The organism is Methylobacterium brachiatum (assembly GCF_900113845.1).
In the GTDB taxonomy this organism is placed as follows: Bacteria; Pseudomonadota; Alphaproteobacteria; order Rhizobiales; family Beijerinckiaceae; genus Methylobacterium; species Methylobacterium brachiatum.
On the sequence record NZ_FOQW01000020.1, the window covers coordinates 52,078 to 72,159 of the forward strand.

Genomic DNA, 20,082 nt, shown 5'->3' on the forward strand with positions numbered 1-20,082 from the left:
TCAGCGATCCTCGATCAGGGCGGCGACGCGTTCGCCCCACGCCTGGAGCTGCGTCTCAATCACCGTGCCGTTCATCCGGATCTGCAGGTCGGGGCCCCCGTCAGAGGCGGTGACGAGCCGTCCGGGCGGCAGGTCGAGGCGCTTCGCGAGCGCCTCCATGAGATCCACGGGGCCGGTCACCGAAAGCGTTCCCGACCGGTCGTCCGCCACGATGGTCGACACCGTCGCGTGCAGGTCGCGGATCGCCTCGCGCTGCAGGGCCTCCGCCAGGAAGGGTTGCAGGACGCGGGTCAGGCTCTGCGCCAGCTGCACCTCCAGGTCCCTCACCTGCTCGGCGAATCCGTGCGCCAGGACGGTCGATTCCTCGTCCACCCAGCGTTGCCGAGCCTCCGCGAGGGCGGTTGCGCCGGCTTCCCGCTCGGCCGCAATCGCGGCCTGGACGGCCTGGGCTGTCAGAGCCTCACCTTCGCGGCGCCCCTCAGCCCGCGCCGCCGCCGCGATGGCGTCGAGATCCGGCGGGCTTGCGGGGGGCGTGGGCGGGGGGGGCGCATCCACGCGCTTGGTCGGAATCAGCGCGGCCAGGGCGGAAGAGGATCGCTGTCTGTCTCCCGAGAAGACGGTCCAGACCGGAGGTGCAGCGGCCATCACGCGGCCTCTTCACGGCTGAGCCATTGCTTCAGGATATTGGCGACCTGCTCCTCGTCGAGCTCGACCAGCTGCTCGAGCTTCCGGATGGGCGAGTGCGCCATCCGCTCCGTCAGATCCTCGATGAGGTTGGGCTCGTCGGACGCGGCCGTTTGCCCCGCTTGCAGCATCTCAAGCGTGTCGGCTTCCGGTGCAGCGAGCGCCAGCTCTGTCTCCGTGTCGGGCGACCGGGCGAGGATCGCGTTGACGGCTGGGCGCAGGCCGAACCAGATCAGCAGGCATCCGACGATCAGGATCGTGGCCGCGTTGATCAGGGTCCCAGACTGGCGCATCAGGACATCACCGATCCCGAGCGGCGGGACGGGGGCGAGGGGCTGGCCTTCGTTGACGAAGCTGACCGCTGCCACCTTGATCTGGTCGCCCCGCTCCTTGTTGAAGCCGGACGCCGAGGCAACGAGCTGCTCGATTTCGGCGAGCTGGGACTCGAGTTCGATCTTACCAACCTCCTTGCCGCTGGGATTGGCCAGCGATTCCAGTCGGGAACGGTTCACCAGCACGGCGACCGACAGGTTCTTGACCGAATAGCCGTCGCTGACGGTCTGGACCGTCTTCGTGGAGATCTCGTAGTTCGTCTGCTCCTCGCGGCGCTGGCTCTCGGAACTCGAATTCTCGCCCCCGCCGGACTGAACGTTCTGGTTGGGCAGGTTCTGTTGGGCGGTGGTCGGCCTCTGGGCCGCGCGGTTCTGCGAGTTCTCCGTCTCCTTGATGACCCGGGTGCCGCGCTCGACCTTCTGGTCCGGGTTGAAGAGCGTCTCGTTGGTCTGGGTCTTGTCGGTGTTGAGCCGGGCGACGACGCTGACCTCGAAGTTGTTCGTCCCCAGATAGGGGGTGAGCGTCCGGCGGATGTTGTCCTGGATCTCGCGGTTCGTGAGCTGTTCCAGGGTCGCCATGCGGCCGGCCGGCGCCGTGGTGGCGTCGTCGCCGGAGAGCAGGATCGTCCCGTCGGTGTTGAGCACGGTTACCTTGTCGAGCTTCATGCCGGGAATGGCCGCGGCGACGAGCTGCCGGATGGCTGGGGCGGTCGAGGGATCGTTGGCCGGCTCCGTCCGCACAACCACTGAGGCCGATGCCGGCTGCTGCTCCCGGCGGAACGAGCCGGGATCGGGCATCACGATATGAACTCGGGCGGCCTTGACGCCCTTGAGCGTCTGGACCGTGCGGGCGATCTCGCCCTCCAGGGCCCGGACCCGGGTGATGTCCTGCATGAACGAGGTCAGGCCCAGCGAGCCCAGGTCGTTGAACAGCTCATAGCCGGCCTTGCCGCTCTGGGGCAGGCCCTTCTCGGCCAGGAGCATTCGCGCCTGGGCGGTCTGCCCGTAGCTGACCAGGACGGCGGTGCCGTCGGAGCTGACGTCGAACGGAACGCCGGCATCCTTGAGCACGGCGGCCATGCGGCTGACATCGTCGCGACTCAGGCCGGTATAGAGCGGCTCACGCAGCGGGCGGCTGAGATAATAGGCGCCGAGACCCACGGTCAGGAACACGGTGAGGCCCACGAGGCCCAGGGCGATCAGGCGCCGCGGGCCAAGCTCCAGGATATTGGTCCATAGCTTTTCGAGGTGCTCACGACCGGGCATCGGCAAGACTCAACTTCCACTGCTACCACCGCAGTGGCTCGGCGCCAGCGTGCCGGATCAATCTTGCGTGGAGGTGGTGCCCGGCGACAGACGGAGCAAACAAAAAGGCCGCGCACCCGAAGATGCGCGGCCCGCATTACCCCGAAGGGTGAATGCTGATCGAGGTCAGAAACCTGAGTTTTAGCTGCGGAACAGGCTCAGGATCTGCTGAGTCGAGGTGTTAGCGATCGTGAGCGACTGGATGCCGAGCTGCTGCTGGACCTGGAGGGCCTTCAGCTTGGTGGACTCGTCTTCCATATCGGCGTCCACCAGGATACCGATGCTCTTCTCGTTGTTCTTGATCAGCGTGTCGACGTAGTTCGACTGCGACTGGATCTGGCTCTGCACGGCGCCGAGCTTGGTGGCGACGTCCGTGATGGCCGTCAGCACCTTGTCGGCCATGTTGACGTAGGCGCGCAGCTTCGACAGGTCGGCGTTCTGGATCCCCGAGATGTCGATGGTGGCGACGGAGAGCAGATAGGCCTTGTTGAGGCCGTTCTCGTCGGCGCCCGAAACGGCCCAGTTCTTGTCGAGGATGCCGCCCTTGCCGTCGACACCCGCCGCTGCAGCTTTGTTCGCGGCGTTGACGCCGTTCTGGAAGGTCGTCATCGCGGTGTTGTAGCTAGCTGCCGCCGTATCGCGAGCGGCAACTGCAGACGAACCCTTGTCGCTGGCCGCGAAGGTAGCCTGAGCGTTATTCCAATTCGTTTGCGCCGTATCGCGGTTGGTGACCAGGGAGCCTGCCGCAGCAGACGCGCCCACCGTACCAGCGGAAGCACCCGTCGCCCCCTTCGCGTCGTAGAGCTTGGTCTGGTCGACATCCACCGTCACGGTGCCGATCGAGATCTGGCCCTGGACGCGGGTGAAGGACGCGACGATCTTGCGATCCTTCGAGTAGTTGCCGGCGCCGGAATCGACCGCGAGCCACGCCTCGCCGTTCAGGCTCGCGCTGGTGGCCGAGGTCTGCAGGTCGGTCATGCGGGCGGTGATTTCCGACTGGATCTTGTTGCGATCCACGCTCGGGCTGACCGCCGCGGTCAGCTTGTTCTTGAGATCCAGGAACGTGTTCTTGACCTGCTCGAGGCCGTTCACCGCCGAGTTCACGGTGGCCAGGCCCAGGCCGATCGAGTCCTTGACGGCGTTGAGCGAGCCGTTGTCGGCGCGGATGGTGGTGGCGATCGACCAGTAGGCGGCGTTGTCGGCGGCCACGGCCACCTTCATGCCGGTCGAAACGCGGTTGCTCGACTTCTCCAGGTCCTGGTTCGTGAGCTTGAGGGTGGTGAGCGCCGTCATCGCGGCGGTGTTGGTCAACAGGCTCGACATGATGATGTCCCTTCAGAGAGGATCAAAGTGTGGGGACATGTCGGGTTTTCACCGGCATAGCAGGGCGGCATCATGCCTTTGAGCCAATGCGCCAATTGCGCGTGGTCAATCTGCTATCAATCTCGCAATCGATGGTCTGACCTCCGTACCGTCTTCGGTCCGATCAGTCATCGAGTGGCGGAGCTCAAATGCGGAGTTTTCGGAGGTAAGTCAACACCGAACTTGGTGCCGTCGAAAGAATGTGATGATGATGCAATTTATCGCAAGCATTTTCTTAAAAATCAGAAATATGATCGAACGAGTCCACTGATGAGCATATTCCATCCATCGATCAACACGAAGAACAAGACCTTGAACGGTAAAGAGATCACCGTCGGCGGCATCATCATCATGCCCATCGACATGACCATCACCGCCACCACCATGTCGATGACCATGAACGGCAGGACGATCAGGAAGCCGATCTCGAAGCCCCGGCGCAGCTCGGAGATCATGAAGGCCGGGATCAGCACCCGGAGGTCGGTCTTGCTGCCGGGCTGCGCCTTGGGATAGGCGGCCGCCGCGATATCCGCGAAGGTGTCGAGGTCCTTCGGGCGGACATGGGTCAGCATGAAGTCCCGGAACGGGTCGGTGACCTTGGCGAAGGCCTCCTCCTCCGAGATGCGGTTCTCGGTCAGCGGACGGATGCCGTCCTGCCAGGCGCGGTCGAAGGTCGGGCCCATCACGTAGAAGGTCATGAACAGCGACAGGCTGATCAGCACCATGTTGGCCGGCGCGCCCTGGAGGCCGAGCCCCGACCGCAGGAACGAGAGCGCCACGACGAATCGCGTGAAGCTCGTCATCATGACGAGGAGGCCCGGCGCGACCGAGAGGACCGTCAGCAGGGCGATCATCTGGATCATCCGCCCGCTCATCGACCCGTTCCCGGGCGGCAGGACCTGATCCAGGCTGAACGATTGGGCGCTCGCGGCCGTGGCGACGAGAATCAACGAGCCCGCCAGAAACACGCGGCGCAGCATGGTGTGACCGATCCTGATGTTCATCGGCCCCGCATCCGCGACCCGGCCGTGAAAGGGGGGCTACTGGATGACGAGCGTCTCGATGAAGAAGTCGCGAACCTGGCCCTTGGAGCGCAGCTGGACCCGCTCGGTCAGATCCTCGCGCAGGTGAACGAGGCCGCTCGGCCCTTCGATCTGCGCCACCGACAGGGTGTGCAGGTAGCCGAGGAGGTCCTGGCGGATCTCGGCTGCAATGGGGTTGGGATTGGGGAAGGTCCCGGTCTTGACCACGATCGAGGCTTCGAGCCGGATCCAGACGTCGCTCGGGCTGGCGAGGTTGGTTACCACCGTGCCGATATTGGCCAGGCTGAAGCTCGCATCGTAGGCGACGACCTTCTGAACCTGCTCCTCCTCGAGCTTCTTCTTCTCGGTCACGGCCTTCTCGATCGTGGCGACCATGTAAAGGCCACCCGCGCCCCCGACCCCGACCGCCAGGACCGTGAGCCCGGCGAGAAGCAGCAGCCAGCGGAGCTTGGAGCGGGGGGCTTCGGCATCGGACGCCATGATTCGGGTTCCCGCTATCGTCTCAGAACGGTGCGACCAAGTCGTAGACCTGCTGGACGGCGCCGGGCTGCTGCACCTCCATCAGGCGTCCACGGCCGCCATAGGAGACCCGCGCCTCCGCGATCTTGTCGTAGTCGATCGTGTTCTTGCGCGAGATGTCGCGCGGCCGGACGATGCCCGCGATGTTCAGGACGCGGATCTCGTAATTGACCCGCACCTCCTGGGAACCGCTGATCATCATGTTGCCGTTGGGGAACACGTTGGTCACGATCGCGGCGACGGAGAGCCGGAGCTGCTCCTTGCGGTCGATCGAGCCCTGACCCTTGGTCGAGGTGTTGCCGTTGACCTCGTACTTGTTCTTCGATTCCGGGTTGAGGCCGAACAGGTCGAGTTCGACGTCGAGACTCATCTTCGAGCGCGAATCGCGCGACCGGTCGGTGGCGTTGTCGAACTGCGCCTTGTCGTTCATCTCGATCAGCACGGTCAGCACGTCGCCGACATTCTTGGCGCGCGGATCCTGGAACAGGTCGGCGCTCTGCTGCGCCCAGGTCGAATGGTAACCGGACCGCTGCGTCGCGGTGAAGAGCGGCGGCACGGCCTCGTGACTCGCGTTGATTCCGAGCCCGACCGGGCTCATGGCCGGGGCGCGGCCGATCTCCTGAACCGGGGTCGAGCAGGCTCCGAGGGTCACCAGAGCCGCGATGGCAGCCAGCCGCTTCATCCTGATTTCTCACTGTTCTGCGGGCGGCGATCCCCCTCGTCCGAGCGGGGCTCGGGCGGCGTGCTCGGGGGCGGCTCGGGCCTGGGCGGCACCGCTTTCTTCGGGGTGTTGGTGATGACGTTGGCCAGCCGCGCCGCCCGGCCGGGCTCCATCTCGTTCATGATCGCGCTGGCGGCGCGCGGATCGAGCCGCGTCAGGATCGCCGCCGCCGCCTCGCTGTCCATGGCGGTCAGCTGCTGGGAGGCCGCCTCGGGCTTCATCTTGGCGTAGATCGCCGTGACGCTCTCGTCCGCCTTGGCGAGGAACATCTGGCGGCGCTTCAGCCACTCCTCGTACTCGGCGCGCTTCGCCTCGAGCTGGCCGATCCGCCCCTCGATATCCTTGGCGAGCGCGGTGAGCGTCTCCTTCTGCCAGGCGAACCGAGCATCGGCGGCGGCGTTGGCGATGCTGTTGCAATATTGCGGGGCGCCGGTCCCGTCGGCCTTCGGCGGCTCGCCCGGCTTCTGCTGGGCGGCGGCCTCGCCGGCCGGCAGGAGGGCCGCCGCCGCCAGGACGAGGGCGCCCCAGCGGCGCAGGCCGGTGCGGCACCGGCGGATCGGGGCGGTCATTGGATCACCAACTCCGCCTGCAGGGCGCCCGCCGTCTTCACCGCCTGCAGGATGGCGATCACGTCGGTCGGCTTCATGCCGACATTGTTCAGGCCGCGGACCAGGCTCTGCAGGTCGGGGCCCGAGACCACCGCCAGGCGGGCGGTCTGCTCCGCGGCGTTGATGTCGGTCCGCGGGACGATCGCCGTCTGCCCGTCGGAGAACGGCGCGGGCTGCGAGACCTGCGGGGTCTCGGTGATGCGCACCGTGAGGTCGCCATGGGTGACCGCCACCGTGGAGATCTGCACGTTCCGGCCGATCACCACGGTCCCGGTGCGCTGGTCGATCACCACCCGCGCCGGGGTATCCGGCTGGACCGACAATTCGCCGATCTCGGCCATGAAGCGCGTCCGCCCGACATTCCCGGGGCGGGTCAGCACGACGGTGCGGTAGTCGCGCGGGCTCGCGGCGCGGCGCCCGTAGCGCTGGAGCGTGTAGGCGTTGATCGCGTCGCAGATCAGGATGGCGGTGCGGTAATCCGGGTTCTTCAGTTCGAGCGACATACCGGGCAGCTCCCGGAACGTGCCGGCCACCGCCCGCTCGACCAGCGCGCCGTTGGGGATCCGGGCCGCGGTCGCCACGCCGGAGACCAGCGATTCGGCCTGACCGGTCGCGCTGAAGCCCGAGACGGCGAGCGCGCCCTGCGCCACCGCGTAGACCTGCCCGTCACCGCCGGCCAGCGGCGTCATCAGCAGGGTGCCGCCGCGCAGGGAGGTCGCGTCGCCCAGCGAGTTCACGCTGACATCGATGCGCGAGCCCGGCTCGACATAGGCCGGCAGGTTGGCGGTCACCATCACGGCCGCGACGTTGCGGGTCCGCATCCGCTGATCGCGCACGTTGATGCCGAGACGGTCCAGCATCGATTGCAGGGATTGTTCGGTGAATTGCGAATTGCGCAGGGTGTCGCCGGTGCTCTGCAGGCCGGTGACGAGGCCGTAGCCGACCACCTGGTTCTCGCGGACGCCCTGGAGCGACGCGATGTCCTTGATCCGCGTGGCCGCGGTCGCGGGGGCCGACCAGAGGCCGAGGCCGACCAGGAACAGGGAGAGGAGGCGGCGCATCATGGCTGTCCGCCCGTCCGCACCCGGCCGTCGGGCTGGACGATCCCCTGGATGAGGCGGCCGGTCGCGGTGTTCCGCACCGTGACGGGCTCGTTCACCGTGGCGTTCGCCAGGGCCGTGCCCAGGGTCGAGATGACCATGCCGCGCTCCTCGAACACGATCACGGTCGGCGCCCCGCGCGTCACCAGCTTGACGTCTTCGAGGACGCCCGACGGGATCACCTCCCCGGGCAGGAGGGTCCGCTTCGCGATCTTGCCGACTGCGCGCGCGGTCGTCTCGACGGCCGGCACCCGCGGCTTGTAGTTTTCCGGATAGGTCTGCTCCCGGAGCATCGTCGGCTTGATGACGTCGCCCGCATAGATCGTCGCCACCGGCACCGGGAACGTCTGCTCCGCGGCGGCGGCCGGGGCGGCGACCAGGCCGAGCGCGCAGGCGGCGCTCAGCCCCCGAGCCGCGCGCGACACGCACCGCCACACGAAAAGATGTCCCCGGGTCATGATGTCAGCGCAGGCCCTTCGAGACGGTGCCGGCCATCTCGTCGGCCGCTTGGATCACCTTCGAGTTCATTTCGAACGCCCGCTGGGCCGAGATCAGGTTGGTGATCTCCCGGACCGGGTCGACGTTGGAATTCTCGAGATAGCCCTGCTGGATCTTGCCGAAGCCCGGATCGCCGGCGACGCCGGTCACGGGAAGGCCGGAGGCCGGGGTCTCCCGGTACAGGCCGTTGCCCAGCGGCTCGAGGCCGGCATCGTTGGCGAAATTGGCGAGCGCCAGCTGGCCGACCGTCTGCGGAAGCGGCTGGGCGTCGAGCTTCACCATCACCTGGCCGGTCTCGTTGATCACCACGTCGACGGCGTTCTGGGGGATGATGATCGCCGGATCGACGCTGTAGCCTTCCGCGGTGACGAGGCGGCCGTCGGCGTTCTTGTTGAACGAGCCGGCGCGGGTGTAGTTGATCTCGCCGTTCGGCATGGTGACCTGGAACCAGCCGCGCCCGTTGATCGCGAGATCGAGCGGGTTGGTCGTGTTGGCGAGCGGGCCCTGCCGGTGGAGATTCCGGATCGCCGAATTGCGGACGCCGAGGCCGAGCATCGCGCCCTCGGGGATCGCCGCCTCGCCGGCCTGGATCGGGACGCCCGCTGGGCGCTCGGCCTGGTAGATCAAGTCCTTGAATTCCGCCCGAGCGCCTTTGAACGCCGTTGTGTTCAGGTTCGAGATGTTGTTCGCGATGACTTCGACGTTCAGCTGCTGGGCATTCATTCCCGTGGCAGCAATAGCAAGCGCTCTCATGATGAAGTCCTTACGCCCGGGATGTGTGTGACTGTATTCCGCAACGTCCACGCGCGGCCGCCGGAGAAAGCTGATTCCCCCGGCTCGGCCGCGCCGTCAGATCGCCATGCGGACGATTTCCTGATAGGCGGCGACGACCTTGTCCCGGATGGCGACCGCGGTCTGGAGGCTCTGCTCGGCGGACATCACCGCCTCGACCACGGATTGCGTCGAGGCCTTGCCCTGGATGCCGGAGATCGCGGCCGCCTCGCCGGCCTTCACGGTGTCCCGCGCCTGACCGGCGATTTGCGTCAGCAGATCACCAAAGCTGAAAGCTCCCCCCGCGGGCGTAGCCGGTGCCGTGCCCGGCGTCGCCAAGCCGAATTGAGGGACCCCGAAGACCGAAGTCTTGTCGGTTAGGTTCGAGAGCGCGGCGAGAGACTGGATCATCACTTCCTCAGAAGATCGATGAGGCTGGAGACCATCGAACGGGCTTGCTTGATCATCTGGAGATTCGCCTCGTAGGAGCGATTAGCCTCCCGCATGTCGGCCATCTCGATCAGCATGTTCACGTTCGGAAGCTTGACCGCCCCGTTTGCGTCCGCAGCCGGGTTTCCGGGGTCGTATTCGACCCGAAACGGCGCCTTGTCCTGTCCGATCTGGCGGACCGCAACCGCTGCGGTGCCGGAGGCGCGGTCCAGGGCAGTGCGGAAGGTGATCGTCTTGCGGGCGTAGGGGTCGGAGCCCGCCGTTTTTCCCGTGGACTGCGCGTTGGCGATGTTTTCCGCCACGACGCGCATGCGCTCGGATTGTGCCCCCATGCCGGACGCGGCGATGCGGGAGGAGGCTAACAGCGGATCGATCATGGTCAGGCCTTCACGCTCAGGGCCAACATGCGGTCGAAAGCTTTGACGATGCTGGTGTTCAGCGCCTGGTCGCGGCTGATTTCACCCGACTTCATCAGCTGCTCTTCGAGATTCACCGAGTTGCCGGAATGGACGACGTCCCAACCGTCGGATTGGGTCGGACGAGCTGGCCGCGCCGTGGGACTGTTGAGATCGAAATGGCCTGCATGCGTCGACGCCATCGCGAGCGTCGTCTTGTCGAGCATATCCTTGAACGGCGTCAGATCCCGCGCGCGATAGCCAGGCGTATTCGCATTCGCGATGTTTCCGGAAATGACGGCCTGTCGGGTCGAAAGATGCTGAAGCTGCCGCGAGGCAAGATTGAGCAGAAAGATCGGGTTCATAACCTGCTGGCTTTCTGTTCTGCTGTGAAAAATCGATGTCGCTCCGGAACTATCTCCTTCCGGGCACGTTCGAAACTGGATCGGCTATTGGATGCCGTGATGTTCTGGAATGCGGTTTGCCCGACCAGTCTTGTCCGAAGCTTGCGGCGGGCCGTCGGCGGTGGCGTTCGCCATCTTGCCGAGGCCGCGAGGTTGTCGATATGACTAACTCACGGACAGGTGCTGGTTCCGGAAGGTTCGCGTACGCATCTCGGGCTTCAAAACTGAACCGGATCGCTCGCGATCCAGGCTGACGTATTGCTCCGTGATCGTTCTATGAAGAAAGACCGGCCGTGAACCGCTGAAAGAGGTTGCGCGGCCGGGCATAACGATCGTTCCTAAGTGAGAGCACGGTTCCTTTTGGTGTCTGGTCGCTGCAGGCGGACTCCGTTGTGCTGCGATCAGCTTACGAAGGCGTATCCGAGGTAGCGCCTGACTTCGATCGGATCGAAGCTCAGCTTCTGCCGGAGCTTCTTGCGAAGCTTGCTGATATGACCCTCAACCACGCTCTCATCGACATCGCTCGTGAAAGCGCCGTAGACGGCATTGAAGACCTGCTCCTTGGTCATCCGCCGTCCCCGGTTACGGACAAGGAATTCCAGGATCTGACGCTCGCGCCTCGGCAGGACGATCTTTTCTCCGTCGATGTCGGGATCGCGACCGTCGAAATACACTTTCAGCCGCTCCGTACGGTCCACCGCGGCCTCCTTGACCGACCCACGATGGGAGCGTCGCCAGACCGCTTCGGTCCGGGCCATGATCTCGCGCACGTGGATTGGCTTGCGGACGACGTCGTCGATACCGGCCGTGAACAGATCCAGGGTCTCCGTCAGGCTGCGCGTCTCGATCATGGCGATGATCGGCGCTCGCGACCGCTTCTGGATGAGTTCCGGTAGGTCTGGACGTTGCTCGCAATCACCGAGGAGGAAGCCCTGGACGGCGTCCACGTCCGGATCTCGAGCCGTCTGGAGCCAACCCTTAAAGTCGGAATCCAATAATCCGACGGACGAAATCCCCTCCCGGGCGAAGCTCGCGACGTATCCATCGGTCACTATCGGTCTTTCATCGACAATGACGTACATTATCCCAGGACTCCACAGCTAATCATTCTTTCTAAGAATGATGGAGATATGGTTTGAAGCAAAAATTCATTTGCTACAGGAATCTAGATGACGTCAGCGGAGCAGCGCGTCAATGGTTTCACTTGGAATCTTGCAGGGTGTGGTTCTGATGCCATCGCTGGAATTTGGAACGGTTCGCGAATTCTTATTCAATTTGAGCATATTTATTTTTGGTAATGTATAGGACTTGGCGGACGATTCGGATGCACGCCAGGTCTTGATCTTGGTCGCCCCTTTTTCGTGCGCGGTGCTCGAAATGTCGCGAATTCCTCACATCCTATGAGCGAATCACGGCTCTACCTGCCGATCTCTGTTCGTTCGAGCGCGAATGCAGCCTCGGCGACCGACGCGGATCATGTCGTTGGTAATAGGAACCGCTGGTCGCGCCTCGTGCTGGCGTTCGGTCCGTTATCCGCTGGGCGTTGGTATGAGTTTTGTGCATGCATGGTCTGCGCGCTGGCCGAAGAGGCTGCAGCGGCCAAGGACTTTGCGGCGTTCGGCCTAGAGTTCCGCGCTGAAGACAGTTCGGGAATCGATTTTGCGCAGGTTCCGGGACTCGCCCAAACAGCTCTCGATGCGCAGGGAGACTGGCTTGCTGGGCCGAGTTGGGAGGACGGCGCGAACGCGCGGGCCGTCATCATACGCCGCCGCTTCTATCTCCCGGTGCCGGCTTCCCAGGTGGTCATCGTGATTCGTAGCTGGCGCAATTCCCATGCTTTTCGAGTTGGTGACCCTATGATCCGGCCTGCCGGGTCGAATGAGACATTTACCGAAGGTAAGGTCGCAAGCGATGTCGGTCGCCGGCTCACGCGCGACGGCCGAATCGCCCTCGGGGCCCAACCGCTCTGGTACCGGCATGGGCTGGTCCCGGGACGCGGGCTGATCTTCAAGGGGCAGATCATCGCCCAGGGGCAGACGGAGGGGGCCCGCGCCCAGGTGGTGTTCCGCGACGCGCGCGGGAATCAGCTTCCGCCGCCCTACCCCGACACCCTGGCGACCCCGGCGATCCCCGCCTTCATCGATATCCCGGTGCACCGCGCCGCCTACCGCTTCACCCTGAAGGTCGCGCCGCCGCCGCGGGCCGCCACGCTCGAGATCGGTTTCGCGACCTGGGAAACGGGCGCCTCGCTCGCCCTGACCGCCGCGCCCGAGGTTCTGCTCGACGACGACCTCCGCCTGGCGAACCTCGCGGACGATGCCGATCCCGGGGCCGAGGCCTTCCTGCCGCATCTGCTCGCGCGCCTCGGCGGCGCCCCGGCGATGGTGGGGGGCGCCCTGGCGGGGTCGATCCGCACCTATCTCGACCCCGCGCGGCTCGCCCAGCTGCCCACCCCGCTGCGCAGCTTCATCGCCCTCAGAGACGGCCCCGACGCACCGGCCTGGACGGGGGCCGCCCTCCGCCTGGCGCGCCGGCCGGCCTGGACGCTCCCGGAATCGGTGGATTGGACGGCCGACCCGTTCCAGTCGCAGGCATGGCGCCTGGCCTTCCAATCCCTGTCCTGGGTCGCCGCCGCGGCCGAGAGCGCGGAGCGCCAGGTCCGGGACCGCGCGATCGCCGTCGCCGTCTCCTGGTCCCGCGCGAATCCCTGGGGGCAGCCGGCGGACACGCTGAGCCTGCATCCGGCCTGCATGGCGATGCGCCTGGAGGCCCTGCTGAGCCTGTTGGCCGTCGCGGCGGAAACGGATGCGCGCGCCGTCGAGATTCTCGGCGGCGAGGTCCTGCGGCACGCCTTCGCGCTGGCCGAGATCCTCGCCCAGCACACGGTGGCGGGCTCGCTGCTGGAGGTGAAGGTGGCCGCGGCCGTCCTGGCGGTCGGCCTCGTCCTGCCCGCCCTGCCGATGGCGCGGCACTGGACCGGCCTCGCGACGATCGCGCTGCGGAGCGGCGTCGACGCCCTGATCGACCCCGGCGGCGTGATCGTGGAGCCGTCATATCATCGCGGCCTCGAAATCCTGACCCTGGCCCTGGTCCTCCTGCCCGTCCTGAGCGCCCGGTCGGATCTGGCATCGCTCGCCGGTGCGCTCGACCTGCGCCTCGCGAAGGCCTGGGCCGGACTGGTCGCGCTGTTCGAGCCGGACGGCACCCTGCCCCCGTTCGGCGATACGCCCACCCATGACGACCGCTCCGGCTGGATCGAGCGCGTTGCGGCGGCCCACCCCCGCCCCTGGATGGGTCGGTCGGCGGCGGACCAGGCGGAGCGCCGAGGCGGCCCCGGTCCCGGTGCGTCGGCGCGGTCCGAGACCCTCGTCCATCGCCGCTGGGCCGATGGTCCGGACTGGGCCTCCTTCACGGCCGATTTTTCTGAGCAGATGCGCCCGCAGGACCATCGGGACTGCACCTCCTTCACCTTCGCCACCGGCGGCCTGCGGTGGATCACGGAAGTGGGCGGATCCCATTCCGATTCGCCCGGCCAGCACGTCGCAGCGGCCCGGGCCCACAACGTCGTCATTCCGGACGGTCGCGAGCCGACCGCCGGGGCGGGCCTGTCCCGGGCGCCCTTCACCGTGGGCGCCGCGTCCGTCCACCTGATCGACACGGATGTGCACGGCCCCGATTACCGGCATGTCCGGGCTTTCGCGCTGCTGGACGACCTGTCGGGCCTGGCCGTCTTCGACCGATTCGCGGCCCCCGGCAGGCCCCTGTCCCTGGACGGGTTCCTGCACCTCGACCCTGCGGTGACGGTCGCCCTGGACGCATCCGGGCGCGTGTTCGGGCTCTGGAACGACAGGCGCCTGCACATCGTGCCGCACGCGCTCGCCGGCCAGCTCGGCCGGGTCGCGGTGGGGCGATACTCGGCCGGGCCGCAGGCGCCGGCACCGGGCGGCGCGTCCGCGCCGAATCCGCTGCCCCAATCGAGCCCGGTTCTGAGCTACGCCATCACGGGAGGGCGGAGCGTGGCCGGCGGTCTCCTGATCGCCGCGTCGCCCGAGAGCCTGAGGCGACTCGTGCGGGTCGTCGAGGATGAGGCCTTCCGGCGCCCTCTCACGGAGTGAGTTCGGCGCAGCGACGGTACAGAGGATCCCGTCCGGCGATCCCGGACGGATCTAGGTCCGGATATCCTTCTTGGTGACGAAGTTGAAGTTCTCGATCATCACGTCCTTGACGACTTCGGACCCGAGCCGCTCGTTGACCTTGAGCTTGATCTCGGCGAGGCGCTTGTTGATGTCGTATTTCTTCAGGTGGCGGAAATCGAGATCGCCGTCGCTGTAGATCTGGCGAAACGACTCGTCCATGACGAACGGCGCGGGGGTGAGGCCGAGCCCCTTGATCAGGTGCGAATCCGCCGTGAACACGACGGTCGCCATGATGTAGCCCTGGACGGTCCCTTCGGCGATGACCGGGATGTTGAGCGGCTTCAGCTTCTGATAGGTCAGGCCTTCCAGATATTCCTCGGACTTCGCCTTCGGCAGGTCCGGCATCCAGGTGACGACCGCGTAGCTGGACAGCACCGTGATGGCGCAGATCCAGAGGCCCGTGATGACGATCCGGAACACGCGCGGCTACTCCTGGTAGCGCAGGGCGGCCGAGTAGGTGCCGTCGGATTCCGCGCTCTGAATCATGGTCGTGACGATATCCGACACCTCCTGCATGGCGCGCAGGTGGATGGCCAGGAGCTCGTGGTTGCGCCGGAGCTTGGCGCGCACGCGCTCCAGGCACTCGATCTCCGGGGGGCTCAGCGCGGTCGAGCCGATCGTCCGCCCCAGACGCGACAATTCCACCAGGCTCTGGCTCTTGCGGCGATTGAAGTCGTCCTGCTCCCGGATGTCGTGGACCGTCAGGGCCTCCGTCTCGGCGTCGATGGTGGCTTCGAGGCGGGCCAGGGATGAGAGCAGCATGCGCAGCGTCCGGGAGTGTGATGAAAGCGTGAGCGGCCGGGCCGCGTCAGCCGATCCGCGTCGGGTCGGGCTTCGCCGCGTCGGAGGCGACGGCCGGGTGCGCGGCTTCCAGCATGCGGGCGATGCCGATGCCCCCGGCCTTCGCGATCTGGGCACCGATCTGTTCGGCCATCATCGACTTCCAGATCGAGCCGGCATTGCCCTTGCCGAACACCGCGGTCGCGTTCTGGGGCAGCATCGATTCGATGAAGGTCTGCAGGACGAAGGCCTCGAATTCCTGCGGCGGCGTGCCCTTGGCCCGCGGGGGCGGAAGCGTCGCGGCGGTCCGGAACCGCGTCAGGATCGTGTCGACATTCCCCTGCGGCGTCGCGGGGATGCCCGCACCGCCGGCCGAGGCCGCGCCCAACGCATCCGCGAAGGCGCCGGGGGCGCCTTGCGTGAGCTTGGTGACGGCGGCCTGGTAGCGGGCCGGATCCGCGGCGCGCGCGACATCCAGGACAATATCGGAGGGAAGTTGGACGCTCACGGCGATCTCGTGTCCGGATGTTCGTGACCACGACACGTCTGGTCACCGGGCTCGACTGAACCCGTCGGGGATGCTGACTGGTCAAGCGGCTTATCAGGCCTGGCTGACCGGAGGCTTGCCTGCGCGGCCCCGACGAGGCTGTCCAGGCGTTCGGCCCAGTCCTGCTTCTCCACCTGCTGCCGGCGCTCGGCCTCGAGACCATCGACCCAGCGTTCGGCCCGCTTGTGCTGCGTGGCCTGCGCGATCAGGTGCTGGGCCGCCTTGTCCCGTGCCGCCCGCAATCCCTGCGCCTCGATCGCCAGGTTCTTCAGGCGCCGGACCGCCGCATCGCGCAGCGGCTCGAGAAACGCGGACGCCTCGTTGAGGGCGCGAATCACGTCAGCCTGCGCCGCGTCGACGTCCTGCACCCGCCTCTCGGCCTGGGCGAGTTCCCGCTCGGCGAGCCGGTGCATCTGTTCCTGGACGTGGAGGAGCCGGGTGGCCCGGCCGAGGCGCGCCTGCATCTCAGCCTCTCCTGAGCCATTGCCCGTAATCGAGGGCGAATTGTCCGAAGAAGTCCTTCGAGAGGAACATGAACAACAGCATTCCCCCCGCCAGGAGGAACGGAGTCGCGATGAAGAAGATCGGGATCTGCGGCGTGAGCTTGTTGGCCAGACCGAGCGCGAAGTTCACCACCATCGAGTAGACGATGAACGGGCTGGTCAGCCGCAGGGCCATGGTGAAGGCCGCGCTGGTCCGGTCGACCAGCCCGGCGAGCATCGGGCGCGACCCGAACGGGTCACCGGCCGGGATCCGGTCGTAGGATGCGACCAGCCCCCGGAACAATTCCCAGTGCAGATCCGTGACGAAGACCAGTATCGTCGCCACCATCATGGTGAGCGAGCCGACGACGGATTCCGCCTCGCTGTCGGCGACCGGCGTCCCGGGGATCCCCCCGAGGCCGATCATCGTCGCGAGGGCGCTGCCCATCGTCTCGATGGCGAAGAAGAACGATCGTCCGAACAGGCCGATGACCGACCCGGTCAGCGTCTCGCACAGGATCCACCACAGGGTATCGGCCGGCGACGGGTTGCGCAGCCCGTCGCCGAGCTTCGGCAGGAGCATGGGCGCCAGGGCCAGGGATACCGTCAGGGCGATCAGGAGGCGGATGCGCGGCGCCACCCGCGCGCTGGAGATGCCCGGTGCAACGAGCAGGCAGCCGCCGATGCGGCAGAAGATCATGAAGACGCCGAGGATCGACTCGGAAACGTTGACCGTCACGAAATGGTGCCGAGGGACCGGATCTCGACGCCGCGCGCGATCTCGACATGCGACAGCACGGCGACGGTCGGGAAGATGCGTTCGATGATCATCCGCACGTAGCTGCGGACCTCCGGTGCGGTGACCAGGGCGAATCGGTGCGAGGTCTTCATGTGGGCCCGGATCGCTTCCGACGCCTCGACGCCGAACTGCTCGATCAGGCGCGGATCGATGTCGACCTCGTACACGTCGCCCTTCGAATCGCGCTTGAGCCCCTGGTGGAAGGTGAGGTCCCAGCGGCTGCCCAGCCGCAGCACGTTGAGGGTGCCGTTCTCGGCCAGGTCGCCGCAGATCTGCTGCGCGATGCGCAGGCGAACGTGCTCGGCGATCTGCTCCGCCCGGCGGGCATGCGGCACGATCTCGGCGATGGCCTCGATGATCAGGTGCAGGTTCCGGATCGAGACCCGCTCTGCCAGCAGGAGCTTGAGCACCGCCTGCAGGCCGGAATACGAGATCTGCGACGGGCAGATGTCCTCGACGAGGCGCTTGTATTCCGGATCGAGCCGGTCGATCAGCATCCGCAGGTCCTTGTAGGACAGGAGCTGCGGCAGGTTGTTGCGGATGACCTCGCTGACATGGGTCAGCATCACCGAATGCCAGTCGATCGGGCTGAACCCCTCGCGGCGGGCCTCCTGGGCGTAGGCCTCCGGCACCCAGACCGCCTTCATGCCGAAGGCCGGCTCGTGCACCTCCTCGCCGATCAGCGAAGGCATCGGCCCATCGCCGACGACGATCAGCACCTCGCCCGGGCGCACCTGCTGCGAAGCGATGACCGTGCCGTGGATCGCGATCTCGTAGGTCTTGCTGGGGACGGTGGCGGATTCGACCAGCTTGATGTCCGGGACCACGAACCCGTATTGCTGCGCGAACTTCCGGCGCATCCGCCCGACCCGCTGGGCCAGCTCGCCCTGCGCGCCCAGCATCTGCACCGCGAGGTGCTTGCCGAGCCGCAGCTCGATCTCGGCGGTCTTGAGCGAATCCTTCACGGCCTCGCTCTCGCGCTGCGCCAGCAGCTTCTGGCTCTCCTCGGCCTGCGCCTGAGCCGCGACCTTCGACTGCGCCTCCGCGATGCGGCGGGGGATCAGGTAGGCGACCACGCTCATCAGGATGCCCAGGACCGCGAAGGGCACGAACGGCATGCCGGGCATGATCGCGAACAGCATCATCAGGCCGGAGGCGACGAACAGCGCCCGGGGATAGGCGCTGAGCTGGCCGAGAACCGCCTGCTCCGCCGTCCCCCGCGTGCCGCCCTTCGAGACCAGCAGGCCCGCGGCGAGCGACACGATGAGCGCCGGGATCTGCGAGACCAGGCCGTCTCCGACCGAGAGCTTGGTGAAGACGTCGGCCGCGGTGGCCAGCGGCAGACCGTGGCGGGTGACGCCGATGATGATCCCGCCGAAGATGTTGACCGCGATGGTGATCAGGCTGGCGACCGCCTCGCCGCGCACGAATTTCGAGGCGCCGTCCATGGAGCCGAAGAACGCGCTCTCTTCCTCGAGCTCGCGCCGGCGCTGCTGGGCCTGCTTGTCATCGATCAGCCCGGCGGAGAGATCGGCGTCGATGGCCATCTGCTTGCCCGGGATCGCGTCCAGGGTGAAGCGCGCGCCGACCTCGGCGATGCGGGTCGCGCCCTTGGTGATCACCAGGAAGTTCACCGTGATCAGGATCGCGAAGACCACGAGCCCGATCACGAAATCGCCGCTCATGACGAATTGCGAGAAGCCCTGGATCACGTGGCCGGCGGCGTCGACGCCGGCATCGCCGTTGGCGAGGATCAGGCGGGTCGTGGCGATGCCCAGCGCCAGGCGCAGGAGCGTCGCGATCAGCAGGATCGTCGGGAAGGACGAGAATTCCAGGGGCTTCTGGATCCAGAGCGCCACCATCAGGATCAGCACGGACAGCGCGATCGAGAAAGCCAGCCCGATATCGATCAGGATGGCCGGCACCGGCAGGAACAGGACCGCCAGGATGGCGATGATCCCGACCGCGAACCAGATATCGCGTCGGACCCTGCGCTCCGGCGTGAAAGCTTCAACGGCCGCTGCCACGCGTTCAACCCCTCCGTGCCCGTGCCGGTTCTGGCGCACCAAGCTTGCGCCTGGGTTGCGCGGGCCGCGGTATCGCCCGGCGTGACCCTACCGGCTGCTGTCGACGTGGTTGCCGCCGGCGGGTGACGGCCGCGTCCTCTCAGAACCCGGAGATGATCTTGCCGTAGACCAGCTCGGTGAAGGTGTAGATCTGGCCACCGACGAAGGAGCCGGTCGCGATCATCACGAGCAGGGTCACGATGATCTTCGGGACGAAGGTGAGGGTGACTTCCTGGATCTGGGTCAGCGCCTGGAACAGGGCGATCAGGGTCCCGACCACCATCGCGGCCGCCACCGAAGGCCCGGAGGCGACGATGATGGTCCAGATCGCGGTGCGGACCAGTTCGAGCGCATCGACTTCGTTCATGGTGCTCGACGTGGCATCACAGAATGATCCTGGAGGAGAACGATCTGCTCAATCTCTGTCCGCGCGGTGACTGGCGAGCCCGGACCTCGCCGGCAACGGGTTTCAGCCGGAGGCCAATGCTCGGGCCGCTGCGGCGATCCTCGCGGCGGCCGCGTCCTGTGGAGCTGCTCCACTCCGTGAGCGCCGGGACGTCTCCGCAGATCCGGACTCAGCAACAACGGCTTCAGGAGACTTTCACACCGGGACCGTACGGGATGTCTTCGCCGGTCTTCAGATGGGCGACCACGCCGTCGTCGGTCACCTGGACTGACGTGACCTCTCCGCTGACCTTATCGTCCGCTGAGGTAATGGTGTGACCAACCAGTCCCTGAGCCTGCGTCATCGACGCTGACTTGAGGAGTGAATCAAGCTTGCTGTTCGCGTTCACGCTCTGCTCGACCTGAGAGAACGTGGCGAGCTGGCCCATATACTCCGTCGATTTCATCGGAGCAGTTGGATCCTGGTTCTTCATCTGCGTCAGGAGAAGGCGCAGGAAGTTGTCGTAGTTCAGTGTCGTCGACTTCTCAGCGTGCTTCTTCTTCGCATTCTGTGCCTTTATGGTCGCATCGGCGGCCGATGTATTGGCGGGGTTGGTGACTGGTACGCTCATGATC

At 66.3% G+C, this 20,082-nt stretch carries 23 protein-coding genes; 1 reads left to right on the plus strand and 22 read right to left on the minus strand.

The features are described 5' to 3' along the window. From BMZ47_RS22995 to BMZ47_RS23060, 14 genes are all read right to left on the minus strand, one after another. A complete protein-coding gene (locus BMZ47_RS22995; protein ID WP_091864355.1) occupies window positions 1-555 on the minus strand; it encodes a hypothetical protein in 555 nt (184 codons plus the stop codon). An 89-nt stretch (window positions 556-644) separates the two neighbouring features. Next, window positions 645-2,282, minus strand: coding sequence for a flagellar basal-body MS-ring/collar protein FliF (gene fliF, locus BMZ47_RS23000; RefSeq protein WP_091864356.1), 1,638 nt, complete (start codon window positions 2,280-2,282; stop codon window positions 645-647). Window positions 2,283-2,462: 180 nt separating this feature from the next. Then, window positions 2,463-3,644: a flagellin N-terminal helical domain-containing protein gene (locus BMZ47_RS23005; RefSeq protein WP_091864357.1), complete on the minus strand. Its 1,182-nt coding sequence runs from the start codon at window positions 3,642-3,644 to the stop codon at window positions 2,463-2,465. A gap of 281 nt (window positions 3,645-3,925) precedes the next feature. Beyond that, a complete protein-coding gene (fliP, locus tag BMZ47_RS23010; RefSeq protein WP_091864407.1) occupies window positions 3,926-4,663 on the minus strand; it encodes a flagellar type III secretion system pore protein FliP in 738 nt (245 codons plus the stop codon). A 60-nt stretch (window positions 4,664-4,723) separates the two neighbouring features. Beyond that, window positions 4,724-5,206 carry a flagellar basal body-associated FliL family protein gene (locus BMZ47_RS23015; protein ID WP_091864358.1) on the minus strand — a complete coding sequence of 161 codons (483 nt, stop codon included), beginning with the start codon at window positions 5,204-5,206 and terminating at the stop codon, window positions 4,724-4,726. A 22-nt stretch (window positions 5,207-5,228) separates the two neighbouring features. Next, a complete protein-coding gene (gene flgH / locus BMZ47_RS23020) occupies window positions 5,229-5,927 on the minus strand; it encodes a flagellar basal body L-ring protein FlgH (RefSeq protein WP_091864359.1) in 699 nt (232 codons plus the stop codon). After that, window positions 5,924-6,535, minus strand: a complete 612-nt coding sequence (locus BMZ47_RS23025) for a MotE family protein (protein ID WP_091864360.1) — start codon at window positions 6,533-6,535, stop codon at window positions 5,924-5,926. The genes flgH and BMZ47_RS23025 overlap by 4 nt, the downstream gene beginning before the upstream one ends. Continuing rightward, complete coding sequence (gene flgI / locus BMZ47_RS23030; RefSeq protein WP_208601093.1) at window positions 6,532-7,638, minus strand: flagellar basal body P-ring protein FlgI; 1,107 nt, start codon at window positions 7,636-7,638, stop codon at window positions 6,532-6,534. Before flgI ends, BMZ47_RS23025 begins: the two co-directional genes overlap by 4 nt. Beyond that, window positions 7,635-8,099: a flagellar basal body P-ring formation chaperone FlgA gene (gene flgA / locus BMZ47_RS23035; RefSeq protein WP_244536915.1), complete on the minus strand. Its 465-nt coding sequence runs from the start codon at window positions 8,097-8,099 to the stop codon at window positions 7,635-7,637. Before flgA ends, flgI begins: the two co-directional genes overlap by 4 nt. Window positions 8,100-8,136: 37 nt before the next feature. After that, a complete protein-coding gene (flgG, locus tag BMZ47_RS23040) occupies window positions 8,137-8,925 on the minus strand; it encodes a flagellar basal-body rod protein FlgG (RefSeq protein WP_091864363.1) in 789 nt (262 codons plus the stop codon). 96 nt (window positions 8,926-9,021) lie between these two features. Further along, window positions 9,022-9,354 carry a flagellar hook-basal body complex protein FliE gene (gene fliE, locus BMZ47_RS23045; protein ID WP_091864364.1) on the minus strand — a complete coding sequence of 111 codons (333 nt, stop codon included), beginning with the start codon at window positions 9,352-9,354 and terminating at the stop codon, window positions 9,022-9,024. Further along, window positions 9,354-9,770 carry a flagellar basal body rod protein FlgC gene (gene flgC, locus BMZ47_RS23050; RefSeq protein ID WP_091864365.1) on the minus strand — a complete coding sequence of 139 codons (417 nt, stop codon included), beginning with the start codon at window positions 9,768-9,770 and terminating at the stop codon, window positions 9,354-9,356. The genes fliE and flgC overlap by 1 nt, the downstream gene beginning before the upstream one ends. Before the next feature lie 2 nt (window positions 9,771-9,772). Further along, window positions 9,773-10,153, minus strand: coding sequence for a flagellar basal body rod protein FlgB (gene flgB / locus BMZ47_RS23055; protein WP_091864366.1), 381 nt, complete (start codon window positions 10,151-10,153; stop codon window positions 9,773-9,775). Between the two features lie 440 nt (window positions 10,154-10,593). Continuing rightward, a complete protein-coding gene (locus BMZ47_RS23060) occupies window positions 10,594-11,274 on the minus strand; it encodes a response regulator transcription factor (RefSeq protein WP_091864367.1) in 681 nt (226 codons plus the stop codon). A gap of 774 nt (window positions 11,275-12,048) precedes the next feature. Between BMZ47_RS23060 and BMZ47_RS23065 the strand changes: the two genes are divergently transcribed. Continuing rightward, a complete protein-coding gene (locus tag BMZ47_RS23065) occupies window positions 12,049-14,307 on the plus strand; it encodes a heparinase II/III family protein (protein WP_167369088.1) in 2,259 nt (752 codons plus the stop codon). A 51-nt stretch (window positions 14,308-14,358) separates the two neighbouring features. On the opposite strand, the gene BMZ47_RS23070 is transcribed toward BMZ47_RS23065, so the two are convergent. The 8 genes from BMZ47_RS23070 to flgD all read right to left on the minus strand — a co-directional run bounded on the left by BMZ47_RS23070 (window position 14,359) and on the right by flgD (window position 20,078). Then, window positions 14,359-14,808: a hypothetical protein gene (locus tag BMZ47_RS23070; protein ID WP_091864369.1), complete on the minus strand. Its 450-nt coding sequence runs from the start codon at window positions 14,806-14,808 to the stop codon at window positions 14,359-14,361. Window positions 14,809-14,814: 6 nt separating this feature from the next. Beyond that, window positions 14,815-15,150, minus strand: a complete 336-nt coding sequence (locus BMZ47_RS23075; RefSeq protein WP_091864370.1) for a flagellar protein FlgN — start codon at window positions 15,148-15,150, stop codon at window positions 14,815-14,817. Between the two features lie 46 nt (window positions 15,151-15,196). Further along, window positions 15,197-15,676: a rod-binding protein gene (locus BMZ47_RS23080; RefSeq protein ID WP_091864371.1), complete on the minus strand. Its 480-nt coding sequence runs from the start codon at window positions 15,674-15,676 to the stop codon at window positions 15,197-15,199. After that, a complete protein-coding gene (locus BMZ47_RS23085; protein WP_091864372.1) occupies window positions 15,673-16,179 on the minus strand; it encodes a hypothetical protein in 507 nt (168 codons plus the stop codon). Before BMZ47_RS23085 ends, BMZ47_RS23080 begins: the two co-directional genes overlap by 4 nt. Window position 16,180: 1 nt before the next feature. Beyond that, complete coding sequence (gene fliR / locus BMZ47_RS23090; protein WP_091864373.1) at window positions 16,181-16,936, minus strand: flagellar biosynthesis protein FliR; 756 nt, start codon at window positions 16,934-16,936, stop codon at window positions 16,181-16,183. Then, a complete protein-coding gene (gene flhA, locus BMZ47_RS23095; protein ID WP_091864374.1) occupies window positions 16,933-19,023 on the minus strand; it encodes a flagellar biosynthesis protein FlhA in 2,091 nt (696 codons plus the stop codon). The genes fliR and flhA overlap by 4 nt, the downstream gene beginning before the upstream one ends. A gap of 139 nt (window positions 19,024-19,162) precedes the next feature. After that, a complete protein-coding gene (locus tag BMZ47_RS23100) occupies window positions 19,163-19,429 on the minus strand; it encodes a flagellar biosynthetic protein FliQ (RefSeq protein ID WP_091864375.1) in 267 nt (88 codons plus the stop codon). Between the two features lie 223 nt (window positions 19,430-19,652). Further along, entirely contained in the window at window positions 19,653-20,078 is a 426-nt protein-coding gene (flgD, locus tag BMZ47_RS23105) for a flagellar hook assembly protein FlgD (protein ID WP_091864376.1), read from the minus strand. Window positions 20,079-20,082 lie beyond the last annotated feature (4 nt).

Excerpts from the sequence above, each read along its gene's own strand:
- fliP (WP_091864407.1), bottom strand. The coding sequence starts at position 4,663 with ATGCTGCGCCGCGTGTTTCTGGCGGGCTCGTTGATTCTCGTCGCCACG.
- BMZ47_RS23075 (WP_091864370.1), bottom strand. The coding sequence starts at position 15,150 with ATGCTGCTCTCATCCCTGGCCCGCCTCGAAGCCACCATCGACGCCGAG.
- fliF (WP_091864356.1), bottom strand. The coding sequence starts at position 2,282 with ATGCCCGGTCGTGAGCACCTCGAAAAGCTATGGACCAATATCCTGGAG.
- flgH (WP_091864359.1), bottom strand. The coding sequence starts at position 5,927 with ATGAAGCGGCTGGCTGCCATCGCGGCTCTGGTGACCCTCGGAGCCTGC.
- BMZ47_RS23005 (WP_091864357.1), bottom strand. The coding sequence starts at position 3,644 with ATGTCGAGCCTGTTGACCAACACCGCCGCGATGACGGCGCTCACCACC.
- BMZ47_RS23065 (WP_167369088.1), top strand. The coding sequence starts at position 12,049 with ATGATCCGGCCTGCCGGGTCGAATGAGACATTTACCGAAGGTAAGGTC.
- flgG (WP_091864363.1), bottom strand. The coding sequence starts at position 8,925 with ATGAGAGCGCTTGCTATTGCTGCCACGGGAATGAATGCCCAGCAGCTG.
- BMZ47_RS23025 (WP_091864360.1), bottom strand. The coding sequence starts at position 6,535 with ATGACCGCCCCGATCCGCCGGTGCCGCACCGGCCTGCGCCGCTGGGGC.
- BMZ47_RS23085 (WP_091864372.1), bottom strand. The coding sequence starts at position 16,179 with ATGCAGGCGCGCCTCGGCCGGGCCACCCGGCTCCTCCACGTCCAGGAA.
- BMZ47_RS23060 (WP_091864367.1), bottom strand. The coding sequence starts at position 11,274 with ATGTACGTCATTGTCGATGAAAGACCGATAGTGACCGATGGATACGTC.
- flgD (WP_091864376.1), bottom strand. The coding sequence starts at position 20,078 with ATGAGCGTACCAGTCACCAACCCCGCCAATACATCGGCCGCCGATGCG.
- flgC (WP_091864365.1), bottom strand. The coding sequence starts at position 9,770 with ATGATCGATCCGCTGTTAGCCTCCTCCCGCATCGCCGCGTCCGGCATG.
- flgI (WP_208601093.1), bottom strand. The coding sequence starts at position 7,638 with ATGATGCGCCGCCTCCTCTCCCTGTTCCTGGTCGGCCTCGGCCTCTGG.
- BMZ47_RS23100 (WP_091864375.1), bottom strand. The coding sequence starts at position 19,429 with ATGAACGAAGTCGATGCGCTCGAACTGGTCCGCACCGCGATCTGGACC.
- flgB (WP_091864366.1), bottom strand. The coding sequence starts at position 10,153 with ATGAACCCGATCTTTCTGCTCAATCTTGCCTCGCGGCAGCTTCAGCAT.
- fliE (WP_091864364.1), bottom strand. The coding sequence starts at position 9,354 with ATGATCCAGTCTCTCGCCGCGCTCTCGAACCTAACCGACAAGACTTCG.
- BMZ47_RS23015 (WP_091864358.1), bottom strand. The coding sequence starts at position 5,206 with ATGGCGTCCGATGCCGAAGCCCCCCGCTCCAAGCTCCGCTGGCTGCTG.